This is a genomic window from Salinispora sp. CH2A1_6 (assembly GCF_056820975.1).
On record NZ_JBXEDG010000003.1, the window covers coordinates 115,993 to 131,722 of the forward strand.

Below are 15,730 nucleotides of genomic sequence, written 5' to 3' on the forward strand. Positions count from 1 at the left end.
TCACCAGGTGGCGGATCGGCCGGGGCCGTGGTTCGGACATAGTCGCTGATGAACGTCGACCAGCAGTGCCTTCCGCTCTGGGGCGTCCGATCGCGGCGGGTCGTGCCAGGAAGCGGGCGGCTCGGCGGCAGGCGGATCGGGGAGGCCGCCACGCACCACTCGATGCGGATCCGCCGGTGCGTGATCATGCTGGATCGTGTTGATCAAACTTTCAAACAGGTCAAACTCTACTTTTTAGATTGAAAGGCAGAATAACTGCACTGAAAGGTAGAATAACTGCACGTCGCATCGGTGTCGTAGGTGCGTTCGGGTCACACTGACGCTCGGCCGAAGGTTGATGACGAGGCATTCCGGAAGGTCGCGACTGGGCGCTGTCGGGGGAGTGCTCCCCACTGCCTGTTTCCTCCACCCAAGCGACAACCCGGGGCGGTTAGGTGGGGAAACAGCTGGCAGTAGCCGGTGAATTGGCTGACAGTCGCCGCTCAGATTGGCTGCTAGGCCGCCTCCCTGGCAATCCTGGACGCCATGGCCCTGCCCCGTACGCCGCTGTCTCGGCTGTTCACCGTGCTGCTCGCCGGCCTGCTCGCTGGTCTCGTCCTGGCGGTCGCCGTGCTGCCGGGCAACCTGGTGCTCGGGTTCGCGGCCCGGTCGGCGCTCGGGAGCTACTCGTCCCTGCCGGACGTGCTGCGGACCCCCGCCACCCCGCAGCGCTCCTACCTCTACGCCAACGACGGCACGACGCTGATCGCGAGCTTCTACGACGTCAACCGCACCGACGTGGGGCTGGACGAGATCGCGCCGTCGCTGCAGGCGGCGATCGTGGCAGCCGAGGATCGCCGCTTCTACGACCACGGCGGCGTGGACCTGCGGGGGATGGCCCGAGCCCTGGTCGCCAACGTGACCGGCGGCGAGACCTCGCAGGGCGGCTCGACCCTGACCATGCAGTACGTCCGTAACGTACTCAAGACCGATCCCGGGCTGACGGCCGAGGAGCGCGCCGCCGCCACCGCGCAGACCGTCGAGCGCAAGCTCCAGGAGATCCGCTACGCCAACGCGCTCGAGCAGCAGCTCAGCAAGGATGAGATCCTCAACCGCTACCTGAACATCGCCTACTTCGGCGCCGGCGCGTACGGCGTCTCGGCGGCCAGCCAGCGGTACTTCGCCAAGAACCCGGCGGAGCTGACTCTCAGCGAGTCGGCGCTGCTCGCCGGCCTGGTGCAGTCGCCCGAGGCGTACAACCCGATCGACGGCGACCAGGAGGCGGCGCTAAACCGGCGGGCATACGTGCTCGACGCGATGGTCGCCACCGGCGAGATCACCGCTGCCGAGGCCGCCACCGCGAAGGTGGAGCCGCTGACGTTGCGTCCCACCTCCCAGCCGAACGGCTGCACCGCCTCGTCCGGCGGCGCGGACGACTGGGGCTTCTTCTGCGACTACGTACGCCAGTGGTGGCTCACCCAGCCTGCCTTCGGGGAGACCGTCGAGGAGCGGGAGCAGGCGCTGCGCCGGGGCGGCTACACGGTGGTCACCTCGCTGGACCCGGAGCTGCAGGCGACGGCGCAGCAGCAGGTCACCAGCGTCTACGGGTACGACAACGAGCGGGCGCTGCCGCTCGCGGCGGTGGAGCCCGGCACCGGCCGGGTGCTCGCGATGGCGGTGAACCGGCACTACAGCCTGGCGGAGAACCCGGCCGGGCAGCCGAACTACCCGAACACGGTGAACCCGCTCATCTCCGGCGGCGGCAGCATCGCCGGCTACCAGGCCGGTTCGACCTTCAAGCTGTTCACCATGCTCGCCGCCCTGGAGGCGGGGATGCCCCTCGCCACCGGTTTCGACGCGCCCAGCCAGCTGCCCACCCGGTACCCGGCCGAGGGCGACGCGAGCTGCGACGGACGCTGGTGCCCGGGCAACGCCAACCCGGCGTGGATGGACGGTTACCGGATGATGTGGGACGGCTTCGGCCGTTCGGTGAACACATACTTCGTCTGGCTCTCCGAGCAGGTCGGCCCGGAGAAGGTGGTGGAGATGGCGCAGCGCCTCGGCATCACCTTCCGGTCCGACGCGGACGCGGCGTTCGCCGAGAACAACGCGGAGAACTGGGGTTCGTTCACCCTCGGTGTGGCCGCCGCCACCCCGCTGGACCTGGCCAACGCGTACGCCACCGTCGCGGCCGAGGGAACGTACTGCGAGCCGCTGCCGGTGGTCTCGGTGACTGCGCCGGACGGCTCGGCGGTGCCGGTCGCATCCTCCTGTGAGCGGGTGCTCGACGCGGAGGTGGCGCGGGCCGCCACCGATGCCGCCCGCTGCCCGGTCGGCCAGCAGTCCTCGACCAACCAGTGCAACGGCGGCACCGCCACCTCGGTGGACCGGATCCTGGATGGCCGGCCGGTCGCCGGCAAGACCGGCAGCTCAGAGGGGAACGCCACGGAGAGCTTCGTCGGCTTCACCCCGCAGGTCGCGGTCGCCGGCATCGCCGCGAACCCCGACGACACCACCGATGCGGTCGGCAGCGCGGTGCAGGCGCAGGTGATCGACGCGGTCGCCGAGGTGATCTCCACCGCCGTGCAGGGGCAGCCGGAGCAGGCGTTCGTCGCGCCCAGCCGGGAACTGGTCGGTGATCCGCGCCGCCCGGTCGAACGGCCTGAGCCGGACCGTGGGCAGCCGGAGCCCGGCGATGACCGTGGTCCCTTCGCCGAGTTGCGCCGCTGGCTTGAGGGCCGTGGCTGAGGCTCCACCGGCTGAGTGACGGGCGACGCTTTCGCCCGCTTCCCCAGCCCGGTGTCGGCGATGCACCGAGCCTGAATGGCATGACCGAGGTCTGACCGAGGCGATCGTGGGACAACCGGCCGTGGGCTGATGGTGCGGGTGGAACCCCGCGGTGGGCTGCTGTCGCACGTCACGCACCAGGAACGGCGACGGACACGTCGGTGATCTCCATGTCACGGGGCGACATGAGCGCGGCCAACACGGTCCGGGCTACGCTGCGCGGCTGGATATACGCGTCCGCCACGTACTGGGCGCCCTCCTGCCGATGGATGGCTCGCTGCATCTCGGTGGCTGTCCTGCCGGGGTAGACGCTCGTCACGCGAATTCCGTGGGGGCCCTCCTCCGCGCGCAACGCCTGCGCGAGTGCGCGGGCCGCGTGCTTGCTCGCGGAGTATGCCCCCCACCCGGGGCTGGTGCGAAGGCCCTGACCGGAGTTGACAAAGACCACGTGGCCGCGCGCGGCCCGGAGCGCAGGCAACAGACAACGGGTCAGCTCAGCCGGGCCTGCCACGTTGACTTTGTACTGTTCCATCCAACTGTTGGCCTCGGCGTCGGCGATGGAGCCCAGCTGGGCCAGACCCGCGCTGTGCACGAGACCATCGATGGGGCTGTCTCCGGCGGCCAGCGCGGATCCATGCGCGGCGATGCCCTCCACGTCCAGCAGATCGAGCTCAAGGGTCTCGCATCCGCCCAGCCGCTGCGTCGAGACGCCCGCGGTGGCTACCCACCAAGACCAGTTGATGCCCCTGCTCATGCAGCAGCTCCGCGACGGCTCCGCCGATGCCGCCAGTGGCCCCGGTAATCACATATCTGCTCATCAGGACACTCCATCAGCCGAAGAGGTGGACGCGGTCGATGCGGCCGGCCCGCACCCGGTATGCCGCCAGCACACGGATGGGCTCATCGGCCAGCCCGTGTGCCATCTCATGGTCGATCATCCAGTCACCCTCCGCCATGCGGGCCGCGATCTCCGCGCGGCATCGTCCTTCGGAGAATTGATCGGCGTACGCATCACGGAGGGGTATGTGGCCAGAACCTACCTCAGCGAGATGGTGAGACGGTCACCGAGGACCTCCCGGCGGGCGGTGAGCTCCGGGCATACAAAGACGTGCTGCCGGGGACCGGTCGAATTCGACCTCGCCCACGTGCCCGAAGAGGTCGGCGATCACTATCCCGGTGTCGACAATCGTTTGCTCCGCGAGTGCCGGATCCTGGTGCTGGCGATGATCACTGCATGGCGTGGGGATCGAGCGGATCGACTTCCCAAGGGGCGCCAGCTCGGCGTGGATTGGCTCCGCCAGCTTCGCGCTGCGCTCGACCGCACCGGCCGACCGGGCGAGGGTCCGGTCTCATCGGTCATCCTCGCCTTCGCGTTCCAGATCGCGCCGGTCACCCAGGGCTCGCGGTGGTCGACCACGGTGTAGCACATCGGTGGCGCGGCGGATGTCGGTATCCGGGGGACGTGCGGTCCGCTGCTCGGCGCGTTGCTGGTCTGGTAGTAGCCGCCGCCCTCGCTGCGGGACCCAGAACCTGCTCCTAGGCGCCGAGCTGACCGCCGCGGTGTCCCACCTCACGCCGAAGATCGGAACCCGCGGTTATGGAAACGACAACCGTTACCGATAGGCTCTGGTGCGACCTGTCGAAGAAGGAGATCCTCGTGGCCGTTCCAAAGCGGAAGATGTCGCGGTCGAACACCCGGCACCGGCGGGCGCAGTGGAAGGCGAGCGTGCCGCAGTTGACCCCCTGCCCCTGTCCACGCAAGGAGATGGTGGTGCCGCACCGGGCGTGCACGCACTGCGGCCTGTACAAGGGGCGCCAGGTGGTGGATGCGCCGTGAGTGACCGGCTGCCGGTGACGGTGCTGTCGGGGTTCCTCGGGCTGGCAAGACCAGCCTGCTCAACCATGTTTTGGCTAACCGCGACGGACTGCGGGTAGCGGTGATCGTCAACGACATGAGTGAGATCAACATTGACGCCGCGTTGGTCCGCGACGGCGGTGCGTTGTCGCGTACCGAAGAGCGGCTGGTGGAGCTGACAAACGGCTGCATCTGCTGCACGCTGCGCGACGACCTGCTTGACGAGGTGGCGCGGCTGGCGCGCCTGGGCCGGTTCGACTATCTGCTGATCGAGTCCAGTGGGATCTCCGAACCGATGCCGGTGGCCGCCACGTTCGCCTTCGGCGTGGAGGCCGGACAGATCCTGGACGACCTGGCCCGGTTGGATACCACGGTCACTGTGGTCGATGCCGCTGGTCTGCTGGCTCGGATCGAGGCGGGGGAGACGCTTGAGTCGCGCGGCCTGGCCGCGTACGAGGGGGATGACCGGAGCATCGCCGACCTGCTGGTTGACCAGATCGAGTTCGCCGATGTGCTGGTGGTGAACAAGACCGATCTGTTGGCCCCGGAGGACCTGGCGGTCGTGGAGGCTCTGCTGACCCGACTCAACCCGGCCGCCCGTCAGGTCCGTGCAATGCACGGCCGGGTATCACCAGCGATGATCCTCAATACCGGCTGGTTCGACCTGGAGCGGGCGGAGACCACGCCCGGGTGGGTGGCTGAGCTCAACGGCGAGCACGTGCCGGAGACCGAGGAATACGGCATCTCCAGCATCGTGTTCCGCGACCACCGGCCGTTCCACCCGCAGCGCCTGTGGGAGCTGCTCGCCGACGGCTTGGATACCTTCGGAGTGGTGCGATCGAAAGGGTTCCTGTGGCTGGCCAGCCGGCCCGACGTGATGGCCCTCTGGTCACAGGCCGGTGCGTCCGGGCGGTGCGACCCGGCGGGCGTGCCGATCGCGGTGTCTGGGGAGTGGCCGGAGGACCCGGTCGAACGGGCGGACCTGGAGTCTCGCTGGCATCCGGTGTTCGGTGACCGGCAGCAGGAACTGGTCCTCATCGGCGTCAACCTGGACAGCGAAGGGCTGCGGGCTGCCCTGACCGCCTGCCTGCTCACCGATTCAGAGGTCGCCGCCGGGGAACCCTTGTGGCGGGCACTGCCCGACCCGTTTCCCGAGTGGGACTTGGGTGACCTACACGAACACGAACACGCCGAGCCGGTCCAGGCCTAGGTCAAGTCGGCGATGATCACCCCTATTTCGTAACCATATTGTCCGAGTCCTAACCGTTTCTTCGTAGGGAAATCGCATGCGTTGCAGCCACATCCTGCACCGGGTGGATGACATCCACGCCGCTGTGCGAGCGTTCCAGCAGGTCGGGTTCACGGTCGTGTACGGTCGGCGGCCCGACCGTAGTTCGAATGCGCTGATCTGGTTCGAGGAGGGTCCGTTTATTGAGCTGGTTCGGGTTCCGCGGCTGTCTCTGCCCCTACGGTGGGCGGTCCAGTTGTACGGCGGCCGTGGCCTGCGGCGGCGGGTGGAACGGTGGGCCGGACAGGACCGTTCGTGGATCGATGTGTCCGTCGAGACCGACGACGAGTCGATCGGTGCCGAACGGGATCGGCTCGTCGCCGCGGGCGTGCCGATGAGCCGAATTCTGAACATGCGCAGGGCGACCCCGGACGGCGTCACCCTGCGCTGGCAGCTCGCTGTGCCACAGGACCCGAGCCTGCCGTTCGCGATGTCGGCCTACCGGCCGTCAGCCCGGCCGGAGCGGGTCGTGCACGCCAACGGAGCCACCGCGGTCGCGCGCGTTCACGTCGCGGTCCCAGCGGCCACCCGTGCGGCCTGGCAGTCACTCCTCGACGGTACGGACCCGTGGATCCGGTTGTCGGACGGCGACGGCGACGGCGTCCGGCTGGTCGAGCTGTCGGGTCTGACCGCGCCCCTGGATCTGGAATCCATCGGTGGGCTGCCGCTACAGCCGGTCGACTCGCCATGACCACGCTCGGCGGGGGCCGCTCCATGTGGTACCGGGCGCTGCAACCCGACGAGGGCGCGGATCAGTCATCGTCGGTCCAGGTCAGCTAAGCAGATGCTCATGCACCATCTGCCACGAGCCGTCCCGACGTGCCAGTACGTTCGTCCCCCGGCCGCCGCCACCCCGCTGGACCTGGCTAACGCGTACGCCACCGTCGCGGCCGAGGGGACGTACTGCGAGCCGCTGCCGGTGGTCTCGGTGACCGCGCCGGACGGCTCGACGGCGCCACCTCGGTGAAGCAGATCCTGGCTGGCCGGCCGGTCGCCGGCAAGACCGGCAGCTCCGATCGACGGCGCCACCTCGGTGAAGCAGATCCTGGCTGGCCGGCCGGTCGCCGGCAAGACCGGCAGCTCCGAGGGGAACGCCACGGAGACCTTCGTCGGCTGCGGCGCGTTGGATTACGCCGGGACGTGTTCCGCGGCCCCGTCGCCGCCTGCAGGTGGCCACCATCCTCGGTCGGGAGGTTGAGGAGCTCTGGCCCGATGTCGTCAAACGTCGCGAGCCGGAGTGGTTGCGGGAATGGGTTGACTGGGAGCGCGAAGCGGTCGCGGTGCGCTGGTTCGAGCACACCTGGATACCCGGCCTGCTCCAGACGGAGGACTACGCCCGCGCGACCTCGCCGGCGAGGCGCTGACCCCGGGCGAGGTCGACGAGCTTGTCGCCTCCCGGATCAGTCGACAGGCCATCCTCCGCACCGACCGTCCCCCGCTGCTGACCGCCGTCATCTTCGAGGGGGTGCTCTACCAGTCGGCCTACGGTGACCGCCGGCTGATGCGCGAGCAGCTCGAGTTTCTCGCCGAGCGCGCCACCGACGACACGGTGCAGGTCCACCTGGTGCCCAAGGACATCGGGATGTATCCGGGGCTCGGCGGCGGCTTCATCCTCGCCGAACTGCCCGAGGTCGAGCACGTCGCCCACGTCGACAGTCAGGCGCCCGCGCAGATCCTCCGACAGGCCACCGACGTTGCTACCCGGAGCCGAAGGTGGGAGCGCATCAGGGGCGAATCCCTCCCCCGAGCTTCCTCCTTGGAGCTGATCAGAGAAGCGGCGGGATCATGGACTTGACCGGTGCGCGATGGCGCAAGAGCGGCAACAACGGTGGCTCGTGCGTTGAGGTCGCCGACAATCTCCCCGGCCTCGTCGGCGTCCGGGACTCCAAGGACCCGGCCGGGCCGGCGCTGGTCTTCGGCCCGGCGGCGTGGCGGGCCTTCGTCACCCGACTCCCCGACGGCAGCTGACCGATCCGACACCGACGCGCCCGCCCCTCGGGGCGGGCGCGTCGTTTCTGGAACCGGTGTCACCGGTCGACGGGGTCACGGGTTGTGGGTCACCTCGAAGCCCGCACCGTAGATGTCAGCGGGGTCGGCGGCGTCTCGCGCGCGAAGGTCGGCGAGGATGTTGGCGGAGCTGGTGTATTGGTACGGCGGAAGTTGCAGACCTATCCCCTTGGTGATGCCAGCCCACGGCCCTTCGGCCTGGAATCCGTTCTCCTCGGACGGGTAGGCGCTGCCCGGCACGTGCCAGATCGTCGGACCTCCGGAGTCGCCTGCCTGGTGTTGGGCGAAGGACCGGTAGATGCCATTCGTATTATGAGTTATGCCGGCATACCAGATGCCAAGCTGGCCCATGACGATGATTTCATTGCTGCTGAGCCATCCGGCACCGAGGAGCCGTTCGTTATCCAGCGCGGGACTCAACGCGTTCGGGCTGGCCGTGCCGCCCGGGACCTCCACTTCACCGGTCTGTTTCAGGTACGGCCCCTGTGCGGAGGGTGTCACCTCCGGTACCAGTTCGATGATCATATAGTCCTTGGTCAGGTGACCCGTCATCGACCCATCCGGGTCCTTGAAGTAGCGAACGTACCCGATCGGTCCAAACGCTATGTCCTGTCGATGGTAGACGGGGATGACGTTTTCGGGGATCTCGCGATCGGAGTAGTTCGGATCGATGATGCAGTGACCGGCCGAGATTGCTATTTCTCGACCGTAATCATCGGAACCCACCGCGCCGATAGTGCAGAAATTGTCGGGCGAGAATGGGCTGAAGACAATCTGCATGGAATTATGGACGCGCTTTTCTGGATCCGCGTTCGCGGTGCCAGCGCCGAGAGTGCTACCGAGCATCAGCCCCGACGGAAATCGCCCCCAGCCATCGGCTGCGCATTCGCTGCATAGTCGGCAAGGCTCGCATGTGGACCTCCTTTGTAATTGCGTTCCGCCCCACCGTACGACACATGCGGTTGATGGAAATTAATTGTTGGATTGCTGACGATTTCCTAGCCATTTACGCCCGCGCGGTGTAGGGCGCGGGTGAATGTGGATGGTAGTGCCTACCGCTTGCGGTACGAGTGGTTGAGGTGCTCCTGAAGCCGGAAATGGCGGAACTGGTAAACCGCACCGCTCTGCCGGAGTACGCCTCGGTGGTAGGCATGTTCCAGAAAGGCGATCGTGTTCCACGGCAGCCGGCCGGTCAGCGGCAGCCACACCCGGCACAGAATCACCCACTGCCCCCAGGCGGTGAAGCAGAACGCGTACGACAGGGCGCTGCCCAGACCACCGGCAGCACCGATGATCAGCGCGTCGGGTAGCTCCCAGCTCAGTGGCCCGAGAGGTCCCTGGAGCAGGTTGACGACCAGCCGTCCACCGAAGGCGATGGCCAGAGCGAGCATGGGGGCGAGGATGAGGACCTGTTGGCCCACAGTCGTCCGGTTCGCCGCCAGGAGGTGGACCGGAGTGGCGGCGAAGGACACGTCCACCGGCACCTCCAGCGCGGCCAGGAGCCCGAACACCAGCCCGACCGCCAAGCCAAAGATCAGCCCGAAGACCAGCATGTTGATGAGGGTGGCCCGGATCGCTTCGGGACTCGTGAACGGGGTCTCCCAGTACCGCGCGCGGATGACGGCGACGGCGCAGGCGCAGCCGACGCCCATCACGAATCCGCCCAGCAGGACCACCGCGAACCGGAGCAAGAACGCCCGAGTGGGCGGGCGGGCGCTGCCGCTTCGGCCGCGACGTAGCCGGAGCCGCACGTGAGCCGGTTGGAAGGTGCCGCCGAAGGCGATAATCGCCGCGTAGACAGTCCCGAACGCGAGGCCGGCCGACAGGCCCATCATGGCCCCTTCCAGCAGGACCTGACCGCGGTCGGCCTGGGCCGTGACCAGCCCGATCGTCCAGGTTGATCCGGCGATACACAGCGCGGAGACCACGGTCGCGGCGGCGATCCGGGTCGAACGACGAAGGGATTCACCGAGCTGCCACCACGCAAGGTCTCGCCGCGGTTGGTGTGGCCGCACCAGCTGGTGGGCGAGGTAGCCGAGCCAGTGCCCGGCGCGCTGCGGGTGCCAGTTCCGGCTGCGGGGGCCGCCGGCGTCACGCTCGGGGACCCACGGCCGGTACACCGCCGAGACGAAACCGGCCAACAGGTGTTTCTCCATGGACTCCGTGTTGGGGAAGCGGATGCTGTCCAGCAGCTCGGCCGGATCCCGGCCCGGTGCCTCGCTGTACATCGCCCGCGCCAGGGCGACCATCAGGGGAGTGGTCAGCACCTTCGTGAGGACCCCGCCCGCCGGGGACCGCTGGGCCTGCAGCTGTTCCAGTACGGGTTTCCACCCCGCCCCGGCCTCGTCGCGGCCGGCCGGCCGGGCGGTTCGGGGTAGGTAGGCCGTGAGATCGTCGAGGGTGAGGTCAACAAGTTCGATTCCCGCTGCCCAGTTCAGCGGCGCCCCGGCTCCCCGCACCGCGTCGGCGTACTCGTCCCGGCGGCTGGTCAGCACCAGCGGCAGTGAGGTCGCGTTGAGGGCTTTGAGCGCGTCCCGCCGTAGGCCTTCGGCGATCTCGTCAAACCCGTCCAGGACGGGCAGGATGAGATCCGCGTCGACCAGTGTGGCGGCCAGCGTCGGTCCGCCTGGAGTCCGGCGGGCCAGGTGTGGGTGGTCCCGCAACAGCTGACCGATCAGCCAGTCCCGCAAGGTGGTGCTGGTCGCGTCCCAGGTGCCGATGTTGAAGATCAGCGGCACTCGATCGGGAGGGGAAAGGGTCGCCAGGGAATCCAGGACAAGTCTGATCAACAGGATTGACTTGCCCGAACCCGCTCGGCCCAGGATCACCAACCGTCCGGACCGGATCCTCCGGTAGACCGCGGCGACACTGTGTAGCTCACCACCCAGGTCCAGCTGCGTCGTAGCTCCCGGTGGAACGCGCTGGATGTTCGTCGCGTAGTCCATCAGCGGTGCGGGGGCCGACCGCCAGCGCAGCGGCAACGGAAACGGGTCGTGGACCTGGCGCCGCTCCTCCTCACGTTGCCACCGCCGCCGGGTTTCCCTCGCCAACGCGTCCGCAGCCGCCTGCACGGCGGCCGGCGGTGCCGACACGGGAGCCCGATCCGACGGTGACCGGGGTGACTCGCTGGCCGACTCAGTTGGGCCAGGAGCCGTGGGGGCGGCCTGAGTCATGGCCGTGGACGGGGTGCCGGCTCTCGCCAGCATCGTCGCCAGCAGCTCGCGGTCGGCGGACCCGAGCTCAAGTGCGTCAGCCAACAGGTTCAGCGTTCCCAAGCGATGATCAATGTTTCTCGCCGACTCCAGACGGCGAATCGTGCGGACACTCACCCCGGACCGTTCCGCCACCGCCTCCTGCGTCAACCCCGCTTGATTCCGCAGTCGGCGCAAGAGCGGTCCGAGTTGCTCCGTCACCTCGCAGCTCCTCCCCAGGCGCGGCTATCGATCAGCGTAACGGAACTCCGGTCACCGATGGCCGGTGCTGTGGCCTGTTCCGGGAACCAGGAGGATGTCATCATCCGCGACGCCGATCCGCACGTCGGCAGTCCGGCGACGCGCGGCACCGCCGGAGGGGCGCGATGCGCGGCACCGCCGGAGGGGCGCGATGCGCGGCACCGCCGGAGGGGCGCGACGCGCGGCACCGCCGCCGCGTCGGTTGCGCCACCAGCTGGGGGTGCTCCTGGGGCAGGGCGGGTGGACTGGGCGTCGTTCGCGTCGTCCGGCAGAATCGTCCGGTGCCCGTCCACCAGATCACCGACCCCGACGACGACCGGATCGCCGACTACCGTGCCCTCACCGACGTGGAGCTGCGGACCCGCTGGGAGCCACCGCACGGCCTCTTCATCGCCGAGGGCGAGCTGGTGCTGCGGCGCGCGCTGCGCGCCGGGTACCCGGCGCGGTCCTACCTGGTGGACGCCAAGCGGGTGGCGCAGATCGCCGACCTGGACAACGGGGATGCCCCGGTCTACGCCGCCACTGCGGACGTGCTGCGCCAGGTGACCGGCTTCCACGTACACCGGGGGGTGCTGGCGTCGTTCCGTCGTCGGCCGCAGCCGACGGCGGCCGACGTGCTCGCCACGGCCCGCCGGGTGGTGATCCTCGAAGACGTGAACAACCACACCAATCTGGGTTCGATCTTTCGGGCCGTCGCCGGGCTCGGCGTGGACGCGGTGCTGCTCTCCCCGACCTGCGCCGACCCGCTCTACCGCCGCAGTGTCCGGGTCAGCATGGGGGAGGTCTTCGCCGTGCCCTACGCGACGCTCGGCCCCTGGCCCGACGCGCTCGCCGAGGTCCGCGCCGCCGGTTTCTCCGTGCTGGCCCTGACCCCCGCCCCCGACGCGGTGCCGATCCAGCATCTCGACCCGGGCCAGCGGGCCCGGGCGGCGCTGCTGCTCGGCGCGGAGGGCTCGGGCCTGACCCGGGAGGCGATGGACGGCAGCGACGTCCGCGTGGTGATCCCGATGCGACGCGGTGTCGACTCCCTCAACGTGGCCGCAGCCACCGCCGTGGCATGCTGGGAACTCGGCCGGGACGACCCACTCTGACCACCGGTAACGGTCCCCCCGCGCCGCGCTGCTCACCCCCGCTCAACCCCAGCCGTCGCCGGGCACGGGAGTTTAGTGACCAACGTCATGCGCGGTAGCGTGTCGCCCGTGTTCCCCACCATTCGGGAAGTGCTCGCGCTGGAACCGGTGCGTTCCGGCGCGCCCCGCCTCGTCGCCGGCGAAGCCGCGTTGGACCGACGGGTCCGCTGGGTGCATGTGGCCGAGGTGCCCGACATCGCCTCCCTACTCGGCGGCTCGGAACTGGTCCTCACCACGGGGATCGGGCTGCCGGCCGACAACGCCGGGCTGCGGGCGTTCATCGCGGACCTGGCCGCTGTTGGCGTCGCCGGCCTCGTCGTCGAGCTGGGCCGCCGTTACTTCGGCGGGGTGCCCCGGGCGATGGTCGCCGCCGCCGCCCGGCACGGGCTGCCCCTGGTCGAGCTGCGCCGCGCCACCCCCTTCGTGCGGGTCACCGAGGCGGTCCACGCGCTGATCGTGGACGCCCAGCTGACCGAGTTGCGCGCCACCGAGGAGATCCATCAGCGCTTCACCGAGCTCTCGATGGAGGGCGCGGGACCGGGGGAGGTGGTCCAGCAGGCGGCCGAACTCTCCGGCTGCGCGGTGGTGCTGGAGAACCTGTCCCGGCAGGTGCTCGCGTACGACCCGGCCGGGGGCAGCGCCGCTCTGCTGCTCGACGGCTGGGAACAGCTCTCCCGGCGGATAGCGCCAGCGGGCCGGACCGCGTACGACGGGGACAACGGCTGGCTGGTGACCATGGTCGGTGCTCGGGGGCAGGACTGGGGGCGGCTGCTGGTGCGGTGGCTCGGTGCCGGCGCGACGCCCCCCGGGGACCGGCCGGACACCCCGCCCACCCGACTGACGATCCTCGTGGAACGGGCGGCGTCCAGCCTCGCCCTGGGCCGGCTGATCCGGCGCGACGCCGAAGGCCTGGAACGGCAGTTACACCGCACCCTGCTGGCGGCCCTACTCGACCACTCCCGGCCGGTGGACGAGGTGGCGCTGCGGGCCCGCGCCCTCGGCGTGCCGTTGACGGGGCGGCACCTGGTGGGGGTGGTGGTCCGGTATCGGGCCGACGATCCGGCGCCGGCCAGGTCAGACGAGGGCGGTCACCTCACCGGGGGAGGCCCGCGGGCCGGTTCGGCCCGGCTGCGGGAGCTCGCCGAGGCGGTCGGCCACGCCGTACACGAGGCGCAGCTGACCGCGTTGACCAGCGCGCTCGACGACCAGACCGTCGGCGTACTGCTCGCGTTGCCGGACCGCTCCGGCGAGGAACGGGCGCTCACGGCCTTCGTCACCGCCCTGGCCCGGGCCCGCCCGGACGTGTTCCCCACCGACGTCAACGGCCGAGGGGGCAGCGGGCGGAGCCCGGGCCGCCCCGACCCGGCCGGCACCGCCGTGATCGGCGCCGGCTCCGGCGTGGGCAGTCTGCGGGAGGCGCGCCGCTCCCTGGTCGAGGCGCGGCAGGTGGCCGAGGCGGCCCGCCGGGACCGGCGGGACCTGCCGATCTACCGGCTACCGCACGTCGGGCTCGCCGGCCTGCTGCACCTGCTGCGCGACGAGCCGTCCCTGCAGACCTTCGTCGAGCGAGAGCTGGGCGCCCTGCTCTCCTACGACGCGCAGCACCCCCGGGAGCAGCTGCTCGGCACCCTGCGCGCGTACCTGGAACAGGGCCGCAACAAGTCGGCCGGCGCCGTCGCCGCGCACCTGTCCCGCCCGGCGTTCTACGAACGCCTGGCCCGGATCGGTCGAATCCTCGACGTGGACCTCGACTCGGTTGACGCCTGCCTCGGTCTGCACGTGGCCCTGCTGGCGCTGGACGCGATCCGCCGGCCCGTGGCGGCCAACGTCACCCGGGCAGGTTCCGAACCCGTTCGGTGAGGGAGTCGAGAGCGTCGGCGTACCGGGCGGGGATGAAGCAGGGTCCCCCCGGCGTGAAGACGGCCGAGCTGGCTGCCGTCTTCCAGGCCGACTCCGGGACCGCGTCGACCAGCGCGCGTACCACCGGCGCGTCGCGCCACTCCGGCTGCTCCGCGAGCAGGCTCAGCGCCACCACCGACTCCTCGACCTCGCCGACACACTCGAACGGCTTGTGCCCGTCCACGCCCAGCAGCTCCCGGTAGCCGGGTAGCTGCGCCGGGTCGGCCAGCAGGTCACCACCGAAGACCCGGGTGATCCGCTCGCGCGGCATGAACGGCGCCAGGGCGAGGAAGACGAACCGGCACTTGGGGCAGTCCCGGCACCAGCGATCACTCGCACCGCGCAGCTTGAACGCGGCGTTGCAGCTGGTCACCACGGCGTCGTAGCCGTCGATCTGGGCGAAGGTCCGGGCGATGTGCAGCTCCGAGAGCTGGCGCAGCAGGGAGAAGTACGGGTCGGTGAGACCGGCGTGTTCCGCGAGCGCCCCGCGCAGCAGCCCCTCCGCCTCGACGCCCTTGGACCACTGGTGATTGATCTGGTGCCCCTCCCAGACCAGGTTCGGGTCCGACGCCGAGCGCTCGTTGGACATCACCACCGGGCCCAGCCCGTTCAGCACCGAGGTGGCCACCGCGATCAGCGAGTTGATCGCGGTCACCGGAATGTGGCCGTTCAACGCGCCGGCGGCGTTCAGGTCGAACAGCACCGGGTCGATGCGCCGCCGGGCGGCCAGCGCCGGTAGCCCGGAGGCGACGTTCACCGCCTCGATCACCCGGTTGGGGTTGACCGAGAACGGCAACGGGTCCAGCCCGTCCCGGCGCAGCGCCTCCAGGCTGACGATCGAGTCCTTGCCGCCCCCCACCGCCGACAACGGTCGCCGGTCGTCGGTGTCGTACCCAACCGGTGGGGTGACCTCACCGGGCGGTACCTCGGGACGCAGCCGCAGCACGTGCGGCAGCGCGTTGCGGTACGCGTACTCGCCGAGGCCCTTGGTGTAGACGGCGGTGACCAGCGCGACGGCGGCCGGCCCCAGCGGAGCCGGCAGCACCAGTCGGTGCGGGGCTGCGGTCTTGTAGTAGCTGACCCCGGCGATCACGTGCAGCAGCTCCAGGACCCGCTCCAGAGTGGCTACCCGCTCATCCGAGGGGGGTGACGCGGGCAGCGGGAGGGTGATCACCTCCGTGAAACGTTGCTCGCCGTCCGGCCCGGTGAGGGCGTAGTCGAACAACGCCTCCCCGGTGGACAGGTCGAAGGAGTAGGACGGGAAGGTGAAGGCGTCCATCCGCCGCAGCTGCTCGTTGGGCACACGCCATACTAGGCCCTGGTTCGTCCGCCG

At 69.7% G+C, this 15,730-nt stretch carries 9 protein-coding genes and 6 pseudogenes; 10 read left to right on the top strand and 5 right to left on the bottom strand.

From position 1 onward, the window contains the following. Nucleotides 1–525: 525 nt before the first annotated feature. The gene (locus AC1UKG_RS05335) at nucleotides 526–2,727 is read left to right on the top strand and encodes a transglycosylase domain-containing protein (protein WP_482642732.1); all 2,202 of its coding nucleotides are present in this window, start codon (nucleotides 526–528) and stop codon (nucleotides 2,725–2,727) included. 169 nt (nucleotides 2,728–2,896) lie between these two features. Here the strand turns inward: AC1UKG_RS05335 and AC1UKG_RS05340 are convergent. After that, nucleotides 2,897–3,587: pseudogene (locus tag AC1UKG_RS05340) on the bottom strand (SDR family oxidoreductase). Nucleotides 3,588–3,596: 9 nt separating this feature from the next. After that, nucleotides 3,597–3,800 (bottom strand): annotated as a pseudogene (locus tag AC1UKG_RS05345) (nuclear transport factor 2 family protein); the annotation flags it as partial. A 189-nt stretch (nucleotides 3,801–3,989) separates the two neighbouring features. Between AC1UKG_RS05345 and AC1UKG_RS05350 the strand changes: the two are divergent. The 7 genes and pseudogenes from AC1UKG_RS05350 to AC1UKG_RS05380 all read left to right on the top strand — a co-directional run bounded on the left by AC1UKG_RS05350 (nucleotide 3,990) and on the right by AC1UKG_RS05380 (nucleotide 7,877). Next, nucleotides 3,990–4,190: a hypothetical protein gene (locus AC1UKG_RS05350; RefSeq protein ID WP_482642733.1), complete on the top strand. Its 201-nt coding sequence runs from the start codon at nucleotides 3,990–3,992 to the stop codon at nucleotides 4,188–4,190. 233 nt (nucleotides 4,191–4,423) lie between these two features. Next, nucleotides 4,424–4,603 carry a 50S ribosomal protein L32 gene (gene rpmF, locus AC1UKG_RS05355; protein WP_026271383.1) on the top strand — a complete coding sequence of 60 codons (180 nt, stop codon included), beginning with the start codon at nucleotides 4,424–4,426 and terminating at the stop codon, nucleotides 4,601–4,603. Further along, nucleotides 4,600–5,831: pseudogene (locus AC1UKG_RS05360) on the top strand (GTP-binding protein). The gene rpmF and the pseudogene AC1UKG_RS05360 overlap by 4 nt, the downstream one beginning before the upstream one ends. A 76-nt stretch (nucleotides 5,832–5,907) precedes the next feature. Continuing rightward, the gene (locus tag AC1UKG_RS05365) at nucleotides 5,908–6,600 is read left to right on the top strand and encodes a VOC family protein (protein ID WP_018744330.1); all 693 of its coding nucleotides are present in this window, start codon (nucleotides 5,908–5,910) and stop codon (nucleotides 6,598–6,600) included. A 150-nt stretch (nucleotides 6,601–6,750) separates the two neighbouring features. Further along, nucleotides 6,751–7,023, top strand: a pseudogene (locus tag AC1UKG_RS05370) (transglycosylase domain-containing protein); the annotation flags it as partial. Between the two features lies 1 nt (nucleotide 7,024). Continuing rightward, nucleotides 7,025–7,704, top strand: a pseudogene (locus tag AC1UKG_RS05375) (DUF5753 domain-containing protein); the annotation flags it as partial. Continuing rightward, nucleotides 7,695–7,877 (top strand): DUF397 domain-containing protein, encoded by a 183-nt coding sequence (locus AC1UKG_RS05380; protein WP_482642734.1) that lies wholly within the window; start codon nucleotides 7,695–7,697, stop codon nucleotides 7,875–7,877. The pseudogene AC1UKG_RS05375 and the gene AC1UKG_RS05380, both read left to right, overlap by 10 nt. A 75-nt stretch (nucleotides 7,878–7,952) precedes the next feature. Here AC1UKG_RS05380 and AC1UKG_RS05385 read toward each other — a convergent pair. Together AC1UKG_RS05385 and AC1UKG_RS05390 are read right to left on the bottom strand one after the other, a co-directional pair. Next, a pseudogene (locus tag AC1UKG_RS05385) lies at nucleotides 7,953–8,829 on the bottom strand (hypothetical protein). A gap of 139 nt (nucleotides 8,830–8,968) precedes the next feature. After that, nucleotides 8,969–11,329: a helix-turn-helix domain-containing protein gene (locus tag AC1UKG_RS05390; protein ID WP_482642735.1), complete on the bottom strand. Its 2,361-nt coding sequence runs from the start codon at nucleotides 11,327–11,329 to the stop codon at nucleotides 8,969–8,971. 320 nt (nucleotides 11,330–11,649) lie between these two features. On the opposite strand from AC1UKG_RS05390, the gene AC1UKG_RS05395 reads away from it, so the two are divergent. Continuing rightward, nucleotides 11,650–12,459, top strand: coding sequence for a TrmH family RNA methyltransferase (locus tag AC1UKG_RS05395; RefSeq protein ID WP_018814143.1), 810 nt, complete (start codon nucleotides 11,650–11,652; stop codon nucleotides 12,457–12,459). Between the two features lie 108 nt (nucleotides 12,460–12,567). Continuing rightward, a complete protein-coding gene (locus AC1UKG_RS05400; RefSeq protein WP_018744338.1) occupies nucleotides 12,568–14,358 on the top strand; it encodes a PucR family transcriptional regulator in 1,791 nt (596 codons plus the stop codon). Here AC1UKG_RS05400 and AC1UKG_RS05405 read toward each other — a convergent pair. Next, on the bottom strand, nucleotides 14,327–15,700 hold the full coding sequence (locus AC1UKG_RS05405; RefSeq protein WP_018814145.1) for a MurL-like N-terminal domain-containing: 1,374 nt from the start codon (nucleotides 15,698–15,700) through the stop codon (nucleotides 14,327–14,329). The genes AC1UKG_RS05400 and AC1UKG_RS05405 overlap by 32 nt on opposite strands. Between the last annotated feature and the right edge of the window lie 30 nt (nucleotides 15,701–15,730).

What these genes read in the sequence shown, in the direction of transcription:
- AC1UKG_RS05335 (WP_482642732.1), top strand. Translation starts at nt 526, where the DNA reads ATGGCCCTGCCCCGTACGCCGCTGTCTCGGCTGTTCACCGTGCTGCTC.
- AC1UKG_RS05350 (WP_482642733.1), top strand. Translation starts at nt 3,990, where the DNA reads ATGATCACTGCATGGCGTGGGGATCGAGCGGATCGACTTCCCAAGGGG.
- AC1UKG_RS05365 (WP_018744330.1), top strand. Translation starts at nt 5,908, where the DNA reads ATGCGTTGCAGCCACATCCTGCACCGGGTGGATGACATCCACGCCGCT.
- AC1UKG_RS05380 (WP_482642734.1), top strand. Translation starts at nt 7,695, where the DNA reads ATGGACTTGACCGGTGCGCGATGGCGCAAGAGCGGCAACAACGGTGGC.